This is a genomic window from Streptomyces sp. NPDC055140 (assembly GCF_053607285.1).
Map to the genome: position 1 here is coordinate 50,058 of NZ_JBSGTG010000012.1, position 16,212 is coordinate 66,269.

Below are 16,212 nucleotides of genomic sequence, written 5' to 3' on the forward strand. Positions count from 1 at the left end.
CCGCAATGAGCGACGACGACGTGAACATCCTCCTGGAGATCCACACCTCCGCTCTGGCCGGAATGGTCAACAGCCCCCGCCACTTCGCCCGTTGGGCCGCGCTCGCCGCCGACGAGGACCATCCCGACGCCGACCTGACCGAGGAGACGTTCCGCGCGCGTCTCGTCGGCGGGGACGAGGCGCTGCTCGCACTGTGGAGCCGCCACCTCAACGACTGGGACTTCGCCGAGTCCCCGCTCTGGTCCCCGGAGACCGCGCCGCGCACACCCGCGCGCCGTGCGGCGGTGTACGAGCGGCTGCGCCTCGGCGAGGACCTGCGCAAGGTCCTGGACGAGGCCGTACGCGTGTCGGTGATCGCCGGGCCCACCGTGATCACGCGGGAGTTCACGCCCTGGTACACGCAGGAGCGCGCGGCGGCCCGCACCTTCTACTGGCGGTCGTACGAGCGCAAGCTGCGCGACAAAGGCTGGTCGGACGCGGCGATCGCGAGCCTGGACGGGGCGAGCCGCGCGGTCGTCGAGCGCCTGTCCAACCCGGAACAGCCCGCCGCCCGCCAGGCGAAGGGCCTGGTCGTCGGCTACGTACAGTCCGGGAAGACCGCGAACTTCACGGGTGTGGCGGCCAAGGCGATCGACGCGGGCTACCGCCTGGTCATCGTCCTCGGCGGCACACTCAACTTGCTGCGCGCACAGACCCAGCGCCGCATCGACATGGAGCTGATCGGCCAGGAGAACATCCTGGGCGGCGCGGACCCGTCGGACGTCGACTCGCTGGTCGGCATCGACTATGTGGGCGACGACGCCGAGTGGGACGACTTCGTGAGCCACGGGGGCCGCCCGTCGACGCGCGGCTCCTTCGACATCGACCGGCTCACCACGCGCGACAAGGACTACAAGAGCCTCGCAACGGGGATCCGCGCTCTCGAGTACGACAAGCGCGAGCGGACGCTCCCGCTCCACGACCCGTCGAACCTGCACCACGCGGCGGCGCGCGTGATGGTCGTGAAGAAGAACAAGTCGGTCCTGACCAAGCTGGTCAAGGACCTCAAGCAGATCCACGGCATCCTCGGCGAACTCCCCGCGCTGATCATCGACGACGAGTCGGACCAGGCGTCGGTGAACACGTCCAACCCGAAGAAGTGGGAACAGGGCCGCACCGAGCGTACGGCGATCAACAGCCTCATATCCCAGCTGCTCACGCTCCTCCCGCGCGCCCAGTACGTCGGCTACACAGCCACGCCCTTCGCCAACGTCTTCGTGGACCCCAGTGACGGCGAGGACATCTTCCCCAGCGACTTCCTGATCTCGCTCCCGCGCCCCACCGGCTACATGGGCGTACAGGACTTCCACGACCTGGACTCACCCGTGGAGGACGGAGAGCGCACGGTCGCCAACTCCCAGGAGAAGGCGCATGTCCGGGGCATCTACGACTCCACGGGCGACCGCTTGCAGGAGGCGATGGACGCGTTCGTCCTGTCCGGAGCCCTGAAGCTGTACCGCCTGGCCGCGGGCGTCCCGGAGAAGAACTTCCGGCACCACACGATGCTCGTCCACGAGTCGGTGAAGATGGACGACCACGCGAAGCTGGCGCTGCGCATCAACACCATGTGGCACGAGGCCCCGCAGACGTCCGCGCCCGGCCACGCCCGCCTGGCGGCGCTGTGGGAGTCGGACTTCGCCCCGGTGAGTGAGGCCCGCGCCGACGGCCTCCCCTGCCCCGCCTCGTACGACGAGCTGCGCCAGCACGTCAGCCGTGCCCGCCAGTTGATCGGATCCACCGGCACCCCGGTGATCGTCGTCAACGGCGACTCGGACCGCTACTTCGACCAGCTGGACCTGGATTTCGACAGCTCGAACGTCTGGAAGATCCTCGTGGGCGGCACGAAGCTGTCCCGCGGCTTCACGGTCGAGGGCCTCACGATCACGTACTACCGCCGCACGACGCAGCAGGCGGACACCCTGATGCAGATGGGCCGCTGGTTCGGCTTCCGCCCCGGCTACCGCGACCTGGTCCGCCTGTACATCGGCCGGGAGGAAGCGTACGGGCGTGACAAGTCGGCGGACCTGTACGAGGCGTTCGAGGCGGTGTGCCGGGATGAGGAACTCTTCCGCACCCAACTCGCCCGCTACGCGGAACTGGTCGACGGCCGCCCCCAGTTGACCCCGTCCCAGGTCCCACCCCTGGTCTCCCAACACCTCCCGTGGCTGAAGCCGGCTGCCGCCAACAAGATGTTCAATGCGGAGCTAGTGGAGGTGCGGTCGCCGGGAAGGCCGATCGAACCTGCCTCATACCCGTTGGCCTCCGTCTCCATCCGCCGCAACACCGAGCGCTGGCGTCCACTGCTGGATTCCTTCGGTCCTACGTTGACGACCCTCACAAACCCGCCGGACAACACCAGTTCCCTGACCCGCAGCTTTACCGCACTGACTGCATCAGTAAGTCACTCCAAGCTAGTGGGCGTGCTGAGCCAGCTCGAATGGGAGCACCAAGACCACTTCCGTCCGCACCTGGCGTACCTCACGCAGCTGGACGGCACGCTGGCCAAGGTCGACGACTGGCTGCTCATCGCCCCGCAGCTGACCAAAGCCAGCCGGATTGAAGGGACGATTCTCGGTTCGTCGCCGTTCTCCCTGGCCCGCCGCAGCCGCCAGGCCGGAAAGACAGCCTTCGGTCGCATCGCGAACATGGAGCACCGCATAGCCGCCCAGCGCCTCGTTCACTCAGGAGGCACACTCCTCAACCCTGCCTTGAACGTCGGCCCCACCACCGGTGTAGCCCTTCTCTATCCCGTTGTCGAAGGACGCACAGAGGCCGACACCCGTGCGGCTGCACCCCACGGTGAGGCCGACCCCTCGAAGGTGATCATGGCGTTCACCCTGATTCCTCCCGCCTCCGCTATCGACTCGTCTCGACGGCTCGTCCGATTCCGAGCCAAGGACTCGCTTCACGCCAACGACGTTATCGTTGCGGCAAGTTCAGACTGATCAAGGAGTCACTTGCTTCCCATCGACGCATCCGCGGCGGGCAACATCGCATCCGGTGAACCCCTGCCCAGTGACAGCGAACTCAGAGTCGTCCGCGAACTCCTGCTGCAGCTGGACCCGGACGGCCGCCGGTTCGCCACCGTCCTCCGGGAGACGATCGACCAACTCCTCAACGGCGAAGCGACAGGGCGTTACGACTGGAAAACGCTCTACAAAACCGAGAAGACCCACGCGGGGACACTGGTCGAGATCAACCTGCAGCGGGAATTTGCCTTCACAGACGGCCTGCTGATGGACTACCAGGTCGCAGGAATCGAAGTGGACTGCAAGTTTTCACAGCGGTTCGGAATGTGGATGATCCCACCCGAAGCGCAAGGTCACCTGTGCCTGGTTGTGTGGGCTGACGATTACTTGAGCCAGTGGAGCGCCGGCCTGATCCGCATAAGGAGTGAATGGCTCAACGGCGGCACCAACAGGGACATGAAGTACACGGTCAAGGCCAGACATCGCGACAAGATCGTCTGGCTCTGGAAGGAGGCTGCCCTTCCAGAGAATGTCCTGCTCCACCTCGACGAGGCCACACGGGAACGCATCCTGATCCCGGGCAGGAATAAGGGGCAAGCGCGCGTCCGCGAACTGTTCCGATCCGTGCACGGAAAGCGGATCGGGCGCGGCGTGGTGCGGACTGCCGCTCAGCAACTCGACTACATGGCACGGGTACGCGAAGGAGACCCGGGTCGCGCACGTCCGGCTTTGCGCCCGGAGGGAATCATCATCCTCGGTGACTATCAGTCGCATCAAGAGGTCGCCGACGCCCTTGGCGGTCCGGTGCCGGGCGAGGGAGAGTTCGTCGCGCACCGCGTCGTGCGAGCCCGGCCAGAACACGGTGACCGGCCACAAGCTGTGATCGACGGGGAGTACTGGGTTGTAGCCCAGCCTGGAGAAGCTTCTCATGCAGCCCCGCGGCTCCCGGAGGCCCAGAAGAGCCGGGCCAAAGCACCAGGGAATGAGCGGCGGACTGCTTCCGGGCCTGGTTGGATCCCGTCTCAGGGGTCCTGAGAATGTCTCAACGGACCGCCCCTGCCGCACTTCGCCGCCATACCGTGGGTGGCCTCACCGTCTAAAGCACCCACTTCCGAGACAGAGGAGTCGCAATCCGTGACTGGCCCGGAGGGCGAGTACCCGTTGATCAGGCAGTACCGGGACTGGATTCAGAACAGCCCCTCCGAGGACGGACCTGAGCGAGCACAGTTCTTTACACAAGGGATCGTCGTACTCGATACGAACGTACTGCTCAGCCTCTACGAGTACACCCCTGCTGCCCGTGAGCAGGTCCTGACCGCCCTCCAGAGTGTGCAGCAGCGGCTGTGGCTCCCGCATCAGGTCGGTCTTGAGTTCGTCCAGAACCGCCACCGCGTCATCATCGGCAGAAAGAAGGCCCTGGAAGACGCTTCCAAGGCCCTCCAGAAGAAGCTGGGAGAGGCACGTACGGCGATCCTGGACGCCCGGAAGCAGGTCCAGGGCCTGTTGATCAAGTACGCGCAAGATGTCAGCGCCAAGCAGGCACTTGAGTCTGAGATATCGGATCAGACGGTCAAGGCACTGCTTGACGACTGGAGTAAGACACTCGGCGATCACGTCCAGCAGCTCAAGGCGTATGACCTGGCCATTTCATCAGTGAACAGAGGTGACCCTGTTCTCTCCCAAGTAGCTGCACTGTTCGGCGACAAGGTCGCGGCACCGCCAGACGCAGCCGAGATCCGACGCCGCGTTGATGAAGCGGCGACGTACAGATTCCCTAACGAGATCCCGCCAGGGTTCGCGGATGCAGGGAAGGGAACTCCTCTGGCATCATCCGGTGACTTCCTTCTCTGGGAGGAGACGATCGAGCACATGGCCGGGTCGGCCGACCGCTCTCAGCTGCTGTTCGTCTCTAACGACACGAAGGACGACTGGTATCAGCCGGCCGGCAACGGACGGGGTTCGCGTCCCTGGCCCGCTCTGGCCAGTGAACTGAGGGCGCGCACTGGCGCTGAGCTCCGTATCGAGACTCCAGGAGATTTCTATCGAGGCGTGAACCGCTTCCTGGATGCGGAGATCGCTGAGGAGACGTACGCAGAGATCGACCGCGCGGCGGAGAATCTCGTCGAGGTCGTCATTACAGAGCAGGAAGCCGCCCATGCTCAGCCCCGGCCAGACCTCGTTGCAGCCGCCTTTGATGCTGCAGGCCTGGACGAATCCATGCTGGACAGCATCAGCAATACGGCTGATCGGCTTCTGTTCACGTGGTGGCTGATCGGCGTCACAGCACAACTGGACAAGCGCCCGCGTTCCGACGACGAGCCAGATGTGTCTGTAGCACCGGCGACTCGTTCAGATCTGCAGCCCGATCCGGACTGGCTGCCTGGGCGGCGCCTCCATTTGGGCGAGTGGCCTTACCGAAGTTCATCGTGGATCGCCCCGTGGTTCGCCCAGGCAGTTAACCGTGCGTCCCGCCACGACCGGCAGATCATTCAGCAGCTCGCAGCCCGGCAGTTGGACTACGAACGGCTGGACCAGGACTAGCAGACACCGGCACCCCCTGACCAGCGCGGAGACACTGATGACCAGCCAGCAACCGCCCAAGGACGAGTGGCAGCAGCTCAGGCCAGACGCCGAGCACGCCCTGACCAATCTCCTCTCTGAGATCTCAGCCCATAAGGACGACCCTCAGTCGCTGTTCGAGGCCTACACGTATGCCAAGGACATCACCGCCCGCGCCATACAGTTCCGGATGCTGACGCATCTTCCGGCAGAGAACCGGCAGTTCAGGGCCCTTCGCACGCAGATTGAGCAGCGGATGCATTCCCTTTATGACAACACGGTCCCGGAAAGGCTCCTCACCGTTCCATACGGCAGCAAGACGCACGAACGCCTCTTCTCCCTGCTTCAGCAGAGTCTAGCCAGGGCGGTGCCGGCAGCTATGCTGCGCATCGTGACCGGCGATGACGTGCATACCGAGCGGAGGGCACGCGAACTCCGCGAGCTCGGGCTCGATGTCGCCTGGTATGCCCGGGGAGGGATCAGTGCCTATGAACTCCACTCCCTCGACCTGGACTTCGACATGATCCCGGCAATGGTCAGGAACAAGGTGCGACAGACCAAGTCACTCAGTGCAGATCAGAAGGTGCACATCTTGAAGAACGCAGGAATTTCTGAGGATGGATAGCGACACCCACTGGGAGCCACCAGAGGGTTCTTGGGCGTCATCCGCGGCTCGGCGCCGGAACATGCAGGCGATCCGGAGCCGGGACACCAAGCCGGAGCTGCTGGTACGACGGCTCCTGCACGCTCAGGGACTGCGATACCGGGTAGCGGCCAAACCACTTCCCGGACTTCGCCGGACGGCGGACATTGTCTTCCGCCCGGCGAAGCTGGCCGTGTTCATCGATGGCTGCTACTGGCATGGCTGCCCGGAGCACTACGCCCCGCCGAAGACCAATCCCGGCTACTGGACCGACAAGGTCACGCGGAACGTGGCGCGTGACCGGGACACCGATGAGCGTCTCCGTGAGGCCGGGTGGACCGTTCTTCGCTTCTGGGAGCACGAGTCACCGGACGACTGCGCTCTCGAGATCGCTACGGCGATCAGCCGACTGCGACGGGACAGGCGCTGAGGGGGCAGCAAGTGGGAACAGCAGCTCGCCGGCCCGTTCCCCCGCCTCAGAATCCTTCGTCGGCGCCAGATCAACGCCTCCTGCTTCCCGGGCTGCCCTGAGCGCGGAGATGATCTGCCTCCCGACGGCCTCCGCGACAGGCGGCGGGAAGGCGTTCCCAACCTGGCGGTAGGCAGCAGTCTTCCGTCCGGTGAACTTCCAGTCCTCAGGAAAGCCCTGGATGATTGCGGCTTGCTTCACCGTGAGCTTCGGCCCCGCCTCGGCGAAGAGATCACGCCCCGGATCCGCAATTTTCTCCGGTTCGTTAGCAACTCCGAGCCCGCACACGCCCAATTCACCCCAGGCTTTCTTTGCACGCGTCGGCCCCAGGTCGGCTCCACCATGCTTTTTCGAACCGCCCACAAGCGTCGGAGCAACCCCCTTCAATGCATCCTTGAGCCAGTCCTCGAACGCCTGGTCCGCCCGCGGGTCATCAACAGCGTCGAAGCGCGCCCTCATGGTCTCCTTGAGTGCCTTGCCCACCGTCACCAGAGGTCGCTTCTCCGGCTCCGACCAGAGGAAGTGCTTGATGTATTTTTCCTGCATCGCCACCAGAATGGCGCGCGGACGGAGCTGCGGAACTCCGTAATCCTTGGCCTCCAGAAGTTTCCAGTAACACTTCCGGTAGCCCATCGATTCAAGCTCTTTGAGGATGTATTCCTCGCGGTATTCCGTAAATTTCCGGTCCAGCAGGCCCTTCACGTTCTCGATCATCACAGCCTTGGGCTTCAGCTCGTCGACGAGCGCGAGCATGTCCGGGAACAGATCCCGGTCGTCCTCTCGCCCTAGCTGCTTCCCGGCAACCGAGAACGGGGGGCACGGAACTCCGCCGGCCAGCAGGTCCAGGTCCCCCGGCTCCAGCCCGAGCTCTTCCCTCAGATCACGCGGCTTGAGTTGCGTCAGGTCAGCCTGCTTGACCTTGCAACCCTCCCATTCCGCATTACCGGAGATGTTCTGCTCAAGGGTGGCAATCGCGTTCGTATCGATCTCAATCAGTGCGAGATGCTTGAACAGCGCATTGTGCAGACCTAGCGCCTGCCCACCCGCCCCAGCGCAGATCTCAACCGACGTGAACTCTCTAGTGCCGGTCATGCACCCTCCTTCCAGACGTACCCGACTGGCACCGATTGCCACCAGCCATCACAGAGGGTGACAGACCCCACTGACAAAGCGACCGCCCCCCAGTGTCGCGCATGTATCGAGACGCTCCGAACGGCCCGCACGCGACAACGAACACTCATACGATATTGCTCGTGCCGAGAAGCCCTGCATGGACCCGTGATGAGTTGCTCCTCGCCTGCGCACTCGTGGTCGAGAACGACTGGCAGGAACTCCGCGAGCGCGACCCCCGCGTGGCGGATCTCTCCGACTTGCTCCGGTCTCTGCCGATCCACGAAGGCGCAGCACAGACCATTCCGAAGTTCAGGTCCATCGGCAGCGTCAGCCGTAAGACCTCGGATCTGGCCTCGAACAAGCCCGGCTACACCGGCGCTCCCACAAAAGGCGGCCGTCTCGACAAGGAGGTGATCGCCGCCTTCATGGACCGGCAGTCCGACATGCTGCAGGCCGCCACAGCCCTGCGCCAGGCCATGAGCACAGGCGAGCTGCACACGCTGCCCCAGGATCCGGACGAACTCGACGAGAACGGGAACGCCGCCGTCGAGGGTCGCCTCCTTGCCCGCTGGGCGCTCCACCGAGAGCGCGACCGGAAGCTCCGCGCCCGGAAGATAGCTCAGGCAGAGAGGCTTGGGCAGCCCTTGCAGTGCGAAGTCTGCGCATTCGACTTCGCTCGGTTCTACGGCCGCCTTGGCATGGGCTATATCGAAGTCCACCATGTGCTGCCCCTTCACATTTCCGGGCCCCGCGAGACCAGGCTGGATGACCTGGCATTCCTGTGCGCCAACTGTCACCGCATGTGTCACAAGAGCCGTTCCGGGGAATCCTGGCGCACACCTGCCACCCTGCGGGCCGAGATAGCTCAGTCCGCACAGCCCACTGAGGACCCGGCCGCGACCTGCGAGGTCATGCGGCATCCAGATCCGCTTCGTAATGGCGCTGTGCGCGATCAAGGACGTCGTCGGGGTCGCAGTCCTGAGCTGCAAGCCAATGAAGCAAGTCAACGATCAGCCCGGCCGCCGCTTCCTCCCGCGCCGGGGAATGGGCGAGCAGCGGCAACTCAACGCGTCCCGCCAGCTCCCTATACGCGCCGATTACCGCATTGGCCCGCTGAATACGGGTACACACCCCGTCTGGCGCGAGCGCCAGCTCGCACCAGACGGCCTTCCCCGAAGCCGTCATAAGGGTCCCCCAGTCGCGCGCCATGGCGGACAGCAGGTGGAGGCCGCGGCCGCATTCTGATGCGCACCCCGGCTCGCCGAGGACCGGGACCTCATAGCTCGTGTCATGGATCTCCACACGGATCCCCGCAGCAAGGAACTCAAGGACGAGGGTCGCGGCGCTTCCCACGCCGACGTGCTTGCTCACGTTCGTTGCGAGTTCGGTCACCGCGAGCTCCGCCTCGTCCGCGAGACCGGACAGCCCCCAGGGGCTCAGCTCCGCCCGCACAGCCCGCCGGAGGCTGCACAGCACTCCAGGAGACGCGTTGAACGGCAGCACATATCGGTGCAGAGTCTGAGCGCTGTCACGACTGGTCATGTCGTAGTCCCTCCTCGGCCACATCAGTGCTGCGCCTGCCGTATCCGTACGACTGCACTGCGTAGCGCTTAGACGCGAGTATGGCATCGAGAAGTCTCACTGTGTAACTTCTCACGAGAATCCATCGAGTGAATCCAGTGGTGGGTCAACTCGCGGCCGATCTAGCCTCGTTGAGGCCGTCTGCAGCGTCCGGCACTACCGGAAGGAATCCTCATGTCAGCGAGGGCCACAACCCGCCGCCGCCACCTCGGCGCGACGATGCGCAAGTTGCGTGCCCGCAAGGGAATGACATTGGAGGAGGCCGGCGGGCTCGTCGGCGTTTCCAAGGCCACGGTGAGCCGGTATGAGGCGACCGAAGGACCGGTCAAGTGGCTTGTGATCGACGCACTCTGCCGCGAGTACGGAGCAAGCGATGCTGAACGCAAGGCCGTCGTCGCCCTGGCCAAGGATGCGAAGCAGCAGGGGTGGTGGAGCTCATTCGCAGACCACATCCCCGAGACAATGAACCTGTTGCTCACCCTCGAAGACGAGGCCGTGCGAGAGGACCACTTCTCCTGTGTGTACGTGCCGGGTCTGCTCCAGACCCGGAGTTACACCACCGCGCTTCAGCAGGCCAACGAGATGCGCCGCTCGCCAGAGGAGATCGAACGCCTCGTGGATATCCGCATGCGACGTCAGGAGATCCTCGCACGCCCCAAGGCGCCGCACCTCTGGGCCATCCTTGATGAATCCGTCATCCGCCGCGTGATGGGCTCCCCCGCGATCATGCGGGAGCAGCTCAGCCATCTGCTCAGCTCAAGCGAGTCGGGGAACATCACCCTGCAGGTCCTGCCCTTTTCACGAGGAGCGCACTGCGCTGCCCTCGGAAGCTTCGTCATCCTCGGGGGCGCGGAGCCCTCGCTGGACGTGGTGTACGTCGACCTCCACGTCGGCTCCGTCTTCATGGAGAAGGAAGCGGAACTGGATCGCTACCGGCTTGCGTTCGAATACCTGCGCGCACAAGCGTTGGACATCGAAGCATCACGGAAGCTGATCAGCCGCGCCAAGGAGGACTTGAAGGATGCCGAGAACGAACACTGAAGTTCCAGACCCTGCCTGGTTTAAGTCGTCGTACAGCGGCGGCAACGAGACCGAGTGCGTCGAGACCGCCTTCGTCGGGGACAGCGCAGGCATACGTGACAGCAAGCGGCCGCAGGGGCACCAAGTCCTGGTTCATTCAGGGGTCTGGGCCGAATTTGTCGTCGCTGTACGTAACCGGCAACTCGGCTGACCCACCGGGTAAAACGGCCCTGCTGCAACCCGAGTTGCAGCAGGGCACTGTCCTCCGTCCTGCCTACCGGTCCAGAAACTCACCCAGCTGAACAGTGACGCGGGACGGCACTCGCTCCAGCAGGAAATCATCAACGAAGACGACCTCCACATCCCATCCCTGCTGAGCGATCTCGTCGCCGACCTGGGTGATCCGCTCGCTTTCCAGATCCTCTCCCACCATCTCGAAGGGGCTCTTCACTGCGACGGCGACCGATTCATCGAAGATCGCCACAGGGTGGCTGTCGAGCTCCACCACAGGCGCGGCGTCGGGCGTATCAGCGACCCAGTTCTCCAGGAGAATGCGCGCATTCTCGCGGTCCACATCCACCTTCCTGCCTTGCAGGGCTCCCAAGAGGTCAGCCGCCAGCCGCCAGTCAAGAAGCGGGTGGTAGGCCATGTTCGTGTAGTCGCGCAAGCACTCATAGCAGGAGCCCCGGCACTCCTCCCCGTGGCTTCCCTCGGTGAACTTGGCCAGCATGGCGTCAGTGGCTGTCATTAGCCGACGGAAGGTTTCAGGCTCCGCCAAGTGTGTGCAGTAGCCGGCTCCGTTGTCGAGGGTGTCGGAGAGGAAGGCAAACACCCTGGCACCCACGTCCTTGGTCACCGCTCCATGGATGCCGGCGGCAATCTCGGTCGGCTGGATGTCGAGCAGCGCCCCCGCGGCCTTCCGCAGGAGCGCTGCCAGGGAATACCACGCTGCCTTGCGGCCCGTGCGGTCGTCCGGAAAGCCGGTGAGTTGCGGAACCGGTGACAGGTCAAGCCGGTAGCCGTGTTCACGGACGACTGGCTCACGCGGGCCGAACAGGAAGAGGTCGGTCCGCTGGGTGGCTCCGAGAGCCACGCTGACCGCCTGGTCCTCGTGCACCTTGATCAGCGACGTCCCCTGGATAGCGCCGATCTCAGCGTAGGCGCCGGACCACAGGTTGGTGGCCTGCACGGGAGCGAACCTGAAGAGGCTGCCGCCGTTGTCATTCACCGCGTACCTGCGCCCCTTGCCGGCGTGGACGGCAATTGTCGCCGGGCCAACCTCGCACTCCACCGCTTCGGTCTCCAGGTTCGTTCCAGTCCGGGGTGCAAGCGAGCGGGCCCGCCAGGAGAAGTTCCCGTCGAAGTCCCGCTTAAAGGGAAGCTTTGGAGGGGCGAAAAATCCTTCAGGTTCGCGGAGTTCGATGTGTCCGTACATTCCGTCGCCTGAAGTGCAGGCGGGACAGGACAGCGGCTCGTCGCTGTCCGTCGGCGAGACTCCTTCCTCCACATGGGAACATGCGCGGCAGATCCCGATGTGCCGCCCTGGCCCCAGCGGATTCCGGACAGCTTGGGCCTCGGATCCTGCAGGACGGTAGTTCGCGACGCCTACAGACGTATAGACCGCTCCGTCCTTCACAGTCTCCGCACCCGGGGCGAACTGCGAGACGGCGATAGGCAGGCCACGGTCGACGACATTCGCAGGCGGCCACGGATAGGCCTTGCGGGGCTTGCGCGTGTAGAAGTAGCGGACGCTGGTGGGGAAGCCGAACATGGGCAACACACCTTCTTCGGCAAGCCGTTGGCTCAGGTCCCCGTGGCCGTGCTCGGCGTTTGCAATGCGCTCGATGTCGCTGATGAGGCTGCTCTGGACCCAGCGGGCAGCGTGTTGCGCCTGCCCGGGGTCCTTTGTGTGAGCCGCGAGGGCTTCGGCGATTCCGGCGATCTCCCGGTGGTGGCGGTCAACCCAACTGCTGATGAGCTGCTTCACACGTACCCAGTCGCCGACCGTTCCGTACTGTCCGTGCACATTGCGCGTCGGGTCCAGAATCTCCCCGTCCGCTGCAGCACCGCCCACCGCCGCGAAAGCCCGGCGTAGGACTTCAGCAGCGAGAACGCGCTGATAGATATCGCGCATATCTGTCGAGAGGTACGGCTTGGGTGTCTCGTCGTTGGTGATCCGCTCCGGCGCCTGGAAGTAGTACTCATCGTGGCTTCGGCCCCGGCACACCGTCAGCGCGAGCGCCACAGGCGCGGTGCGGCGTCCGGCTCGGCCCACCCGCTGTTGGTAGTTGAAACGGGTGGGCGGCATGTTTGCCATCAGCACGATGGCCAGCGAGCCGATGTCCACCCCGGCTTCCATGGTCGTGGTGACCGAGAGGACATCGACGCTGTCAGGCCCTTCGGTCTCAGTGCCCTCCAGAAAGATGTCCTGGAAGCGAGCCTGCCGCGACTGGGCTGCGAGACGGTCCGTCTGGCCCGTCAGTTCCGCGCAGTTGAGGCGGAACCTGCCCTTGCCTTCCGCGGCCTGCCAGGCGTAGTAGTCGTCGTCCGACCTCGTCACCGGCACGTGCTCTGCCGGAAGCGGCTGCCCGCACCTGGGCTTGGTGCAGACACCGGCTCCCCGGTGCAGATGCTTGCGTTTGCACTTTATGCAGACCCACATGTGCGGACCAGCGGGCCGGAGGCTGACCTTCTCCGGGTTGATGCAGTATTCAGTTACGGCATCGCCCCAGGCGCGCTCCGTCCGGCTGCGTATGCCATCAAAGTCCTGGCCCGTGTGCCTAGCCACCGACTCCCAGAAGATCCGCAGCGGGGCGGGCGGTTCAACCAGTCCACGACGCAGCACCTGGAAGCGGCGCAGGTGGCCGAGCACACGCAGGCTGGACCGTACAAGCGCAGTGTCCGAGGCGGGGTCGGCATCAATGAGCGATGCGTCGGAGGAAAGGCTCAGCCAGCCGAGGCCCAGCGACTCGAAGTCCCGGCCGGCACTGCCGAAGAGGCCGCCCAGCATCTCCTCGCGCAGCGACTCCTGGATGCGCTTCAGGAGATCTTCCTGGCGCAGCTCAAGCCCAAGCCGCGGCTCAACCGAATTCCTGCTCCAGTCGTATAGGGAAGCCCAGGCAAGGTCAGGAGAGCCGCTCTGCCACTCCACCCGCTCCAGACTCTCCTTGGGGCCGCCGGGGTTCACACCAAGGGCAAGGAGGGCTTCCTCCATTTCGACGGAATGAGCTTTCAGGCTGGGGTACTTGCCGAGATGCGCGAGGAGTTCCGCCTCGCGCGCTGGATCAGGGACTCCGTCGATCGGGTCGGCATTCCAGATCTCCCTGAGCTCAGCCACAGCATCCTTGTCGCGCGAGCGCAGACGGGCGAGCGCTTCGGTGGCAAGCTGCGTATCGACCGGCCCCTGGAGCTTGAAGTACCTCCGCACGATTTCCGCGTCGTCGGCTGGGTCCCCCTGCCCGCCCACGAGCTCGGAGAGCAGCAGCCTGAGAAGGTCCTGGTAGTGGCGGAGGCCGAGGCCAGCGGCGATCTTGGCGGCATCCTGTCGGCTGTCCGAGAAGACGACTGCCTTCTTCTGGTCCAGCGCCGACAGCACGCTGGTCGTCAGCACCTGGTTGACCTTCTCGAAACCGGTTCGCATGGACCGAACGGGCGTCCTCATGCGCCTGCGGTCGCTCAGGGTCAGCACTCCGGACTTGATCCTGGGCACCTCCCAGTCGTCACCGCAGGCCGGGCACTGGGTCGGAGCGGCGGGCAGCTGCTCGAGACTGAGCGCCTGCTTTCCGTTCCGGGACTGCGGAACTCTCGTGTGGAAAGACCACCCCGTCGCCTCTTGCCGGTCGCGGGTATTGGCCAGATGGCCCGTGCGAGGACTGAACTTGCTGCGCTTGAACTTGAATTCGGCGCTTCGCGCACCTCCATCCGTCGACGACCTGGTCCAGGTGAAGTCAGTTCCCTCGATCACGGGCTCCCGCGTGCGCGGCCAGTACACGACATAGTTCGCTGCGCTCGCCCCCAGCGAAGCGCCCTCGGCCCGCGCATCGAGGTCCGGCAGGTCATGCAGCAACCCGCCGTCAAAGCTCTTGGCTGTGATCGCTTTAGCCGGTGCGTAGCCGCCGAGCATCACGTCTCCGCAGTTCTGGCAGTAGAGGAGCTCCAGAACTCGGGACGTACAGCTGCTGCACCGAGAGGTCGGGCGCGCGAAGAGTCTGCCCACCGTCCGGTCGTCGCCATCGGTCCGCTCTACGCCGGAGCAGTCCGGATCCGAACAAGCCCAGATTCCAGGGATGTTCCGGAAGAAGAGGTGCCCGCGAAGCTTGGGGAGCGGGCCTGCAAGTTCTTCGTCTGCGGTCCGCAAGGCCGTGAGGAGTCCGCAGAATGCCGCCGTCCGGGACTTTTTGTCGACGTCCGGGAAGAGCAGCTCAGCCGCGTCCTCGTCCAGCCGCGCCACGAGATTCCCGTTGTCATGAAGGGCCTTTACGAGAGCCCCGTGCGCGCCGGTTTCCCGGAGCACCTGCGCAGACTCCGTAGGAGAGGACGACTCCCCGACCCCGCTCAGCCTCTCCGCGTGCTCCGAGATATCGGCGGCTGCCGCCATCGGGAGATCGAGCTCACCCCCTAGCAGCGCGAATCGGTCCTGGGGAACTCCAAAAAACTCCTCCAGGAACTGGCCGTCCCGCTGCGGGTCAAGCGAAGCGGATGCCGCAAGGATCCGGAATTGCTCCGGCCGCTGGTCGAGACCCAGGCGGCTGCGCAAGTTGCGCAGCAGGTATGCGACTTCAGTCCCAGCTGTGCCGCGGTACATGTGCAGCTCGTCGATGATCAGAGTAAATTTCGCCGTGCGATCATCCTGCAGCCACTGCCTGGTCTGCTCGAAGATCGGGTCCTCATCGGGCCGCTGGAGCATGATGTTCAGCATCGAGTAGTTCGTGATCATGATGTCCGGCGGAGATTCGATCATGTCCCACCGCGACCGCATCTCAGCACCGTCGACGCGAGGCACGAAGTACTGGCTGTCTCCGTCTCCCGAAATCTCTCTGGCCCGCTCCGACCGCTTCTCGGTCTCCTTCAACAGGGCCTGGAGCTTCTTCACCGCCTGCTTGTTGCTCCGCTCCCCCGTGACCGGAGTAGCCCCCGTGTACCGGCCGAAGTAAAAGCGGTGTCCGTTGCGGTGCTTAGCAGACCACTGCCTCGCCGCATCGCTGTCGAGTGCCTTGCGCAGGCGGGTCATCTGGTCATCGACCAGCGCATTCATGGGGTATAGCACCAGCGCGCGCACCGCTGCCTTGTGTCCGGTTTCGCCGCGTCGCTGCGGAACGTAGGAGCCGTCCTGGCCGGACCACCACTTCCCGGGACTGGCCGGCGCTCCTCTCATCCAGGCCGGGGATTCACGTACGAGCTCAGCAAGGACAGGCGCCATGAACGCTTCGGTCTTGCCGGAGCCGGTGCCGGCAGTGATGACGACATCCTTGCCGTCCCGAACCGCAGCGACCAAGGACTGATGCTGGTGAGAGTGCATCTTTTCGATGCCTTCCATCAGTCCGGCACTAATCAGTCCGGCCAACTCCCAGGGCGCTCCGGCCGCTGCCACCGAACCTGCGATGTCTACGCCGCAGGACTTGTACTGCGGACGGATCTCAATCAGAGGCCTCCGCCAAGCCCCGCCGTCCACATCAAGGAGGTCCCGGCGCTCACGCATGAGCTGCTTGTTCGCCAAGCCGAAGGGAGTGTCGTAGTAACGGAACAACGCATCCCGCAGCTGCTCAAACGATCCGTTAATGTCGAGGGAATTGTCATCTCGAGACACTCGCACTGCCTTC

Annotated in this window: 11 protein-coding genes and 1 pseudogene; 8 read left to right on the top strand and 4 right to left on the bottom strand. The window is 64.6% G+C overall.

From position 1 onward, the window contains the following. Positions 1-5 precede the first annotated feature (5 nt). The 5 genes from ACWFR4_RS23025 (at position 6) to ACWFR4_RS23045 (ending at position 6,640) form a co-directional block, all read left to right on the top strand. Entirely contained in the window at positions 6-2,984 is a 2,979-nt protein-coding gene (locus tag ACWFR4_RS23025) for a Z1 domain-containing protein (RefSeq protein ID WP_453654241.1), read from the top strand. Between the two features lie 12 nt (positions 2,985-2,996). Continuing rightward, positions 2,997-4,043, top strand: a complete 1,047-nt coding sequence (locus ACWFR4_RS23030; protein ID WP_453654243.1) for a NaeI family type II restriction endonuclease — start codon at positions 2,997-2,999, stop codon at positions 4,041-4,043. A 99-nt stretch (positions 4,044-4,142) separates the two neighbouring features. After that, complete coding sequence (locus ACWFR4_RS23035) at positions 4,143-5,549, top strand: PIN-like domain-containing protein (RefSeq protein WP_453654245.1); 1,407 nt, start codon at positions 4,143-4,145, stop codon at positions 5,547-5,549. A gap of 37 nt (positions 5,550-5,586) precedes the next feature. Continuing rightward, positions 5,587-6,192: a hypothetical protein gene (locus ACWFR4_RS23040; protein ID WP_453654247.1), complete on the top strand. Its 606-nt coding sequence runs from the start codon at positions 5,587-5,589 to the stop codon at positions 6,190-6,192. Beyond that, complete coding sequence (locus ACWFR4_RS23045) at positions 6,185-6,640, top strand: very short patch repair endonuclease (protein ID WP_453654249.1); 456 nt, start codon at positions 6,185-6,187, stop codon at positions 6,638-6,640. The genes ACWFR4_RS23040 and ACWFR4_RS23045 overlap by 8 nt, the downstream gene beginning before the upstream one ends. Here ACWFR4_RS23045 and ACWFR4_RS23050 read toward each other — a convergent pair. Continuing rightward, positions 6,575-7,771, bottom strand: coding sequence for a DNA cytosine methyltransferase (locus tag ACWFR4_RS23050; protein WP_453654251.1), 1,197 nt, complete (start codon positions 7,769-7,771; stop codon positions 6,575-6,577). The genes ACWFR4_RS23045 and ACWFR4_RS23050 overlap by 66 nt on opposite strands. Further along, positions 7,768-8,514, bottom strand: a complete 747-nt coding sequence (locus ACWFR4_RS23055) for a hypothetical protein (RefSeq protein ID WP_453654404.1) — start codon at positions 8,512-8,514, stop codon at positions 7,768-7,770. The genes ACWFR4_RS23050 and ACWFR4_RS23055 overlap by 4 nt, the downstream gene beginning before the upstream one ends. Here ACWFR4_RS23055 and ACWFR4_RS23060 point away from each other — a divergent pair. Further along, positions 8,491-8,544 (top strand): annotated as a pseudogene (locus ACWFR4_RS23060) (hypothetical protein); the annotation flags it as partial. The gene ACWFR4_RS23055 and the pseudogene ACWFR4_RS23060 sit on opposite strands and share 24 nt — an antisense overlap. Before the next feature lie 157 nt (positions 8,545-8,701). Here ACWFR4_RS23060 and ACWFR4_RS23065 read toward each other — a convergent pair. Further along, on the bottom strand, positions 8,702-9,334 hold the full coding sequence (locus tag ACWFR4_RS23065) for an ATP-binding protein (RefSeq protein ID WP_453654253.1): 633 nt from the start codon (positions 9,332-9,334) through the stop codon (positions 8,702-8,704). A gap of 213 nt (positions 9,335-9,547) precedes the next feature. On the opposite strand from ACWFR4_RS23065, the gene ACWFR4_RS23070 reads away from it, so the two are divergent. Continuing rightward, positions 9,548-10,414 (top strand): helix-turn-helix domain-containing protein, encoded by an 867-nt coding sequence (locus ACWFR4_RS23070; protein ID WP_453654255.1) that lies wholly within the window; start codon positions 9,548-9,550, stop codon positions 10,412-10,414. After that, positions 10,395-10,604 carry a DUF397 domain-containing protein gene (locus tag ACWFR4_RS23075; protein ID WP_453654257.1) on the top strand — a complete coding sequence of 70 codons (210 nt, stop codon included), beginning with the start codon at positions 10,395-10,397 and terminating at the stop codon, positions 10,602-10,604. Before ACWFR4_RS23070 ends, ACWFR4_RS23075 begins: the two co-directional genes overlap by 20 nt. A gap of 63 nt (positions 10,605-10,667) precedes the next feature. On the opposite strand, the gene ACWFR4_RS23080 is transcribed toward ACWFR4_RS23075, so the two are convergent. Continuing rightward, a complete protein-coding gene (locus ACWFR4_RS23080) occupies positions 10,668-16,199 on the bottom strand; it encodes a DEAD/DEAH box helicase (protein WP_453654259.1) in 5,532 nt (1,843 codons plus the stop codon). Between the last annotated feature and the right edge of the window lie 13 nt (positions 16,200-16,212).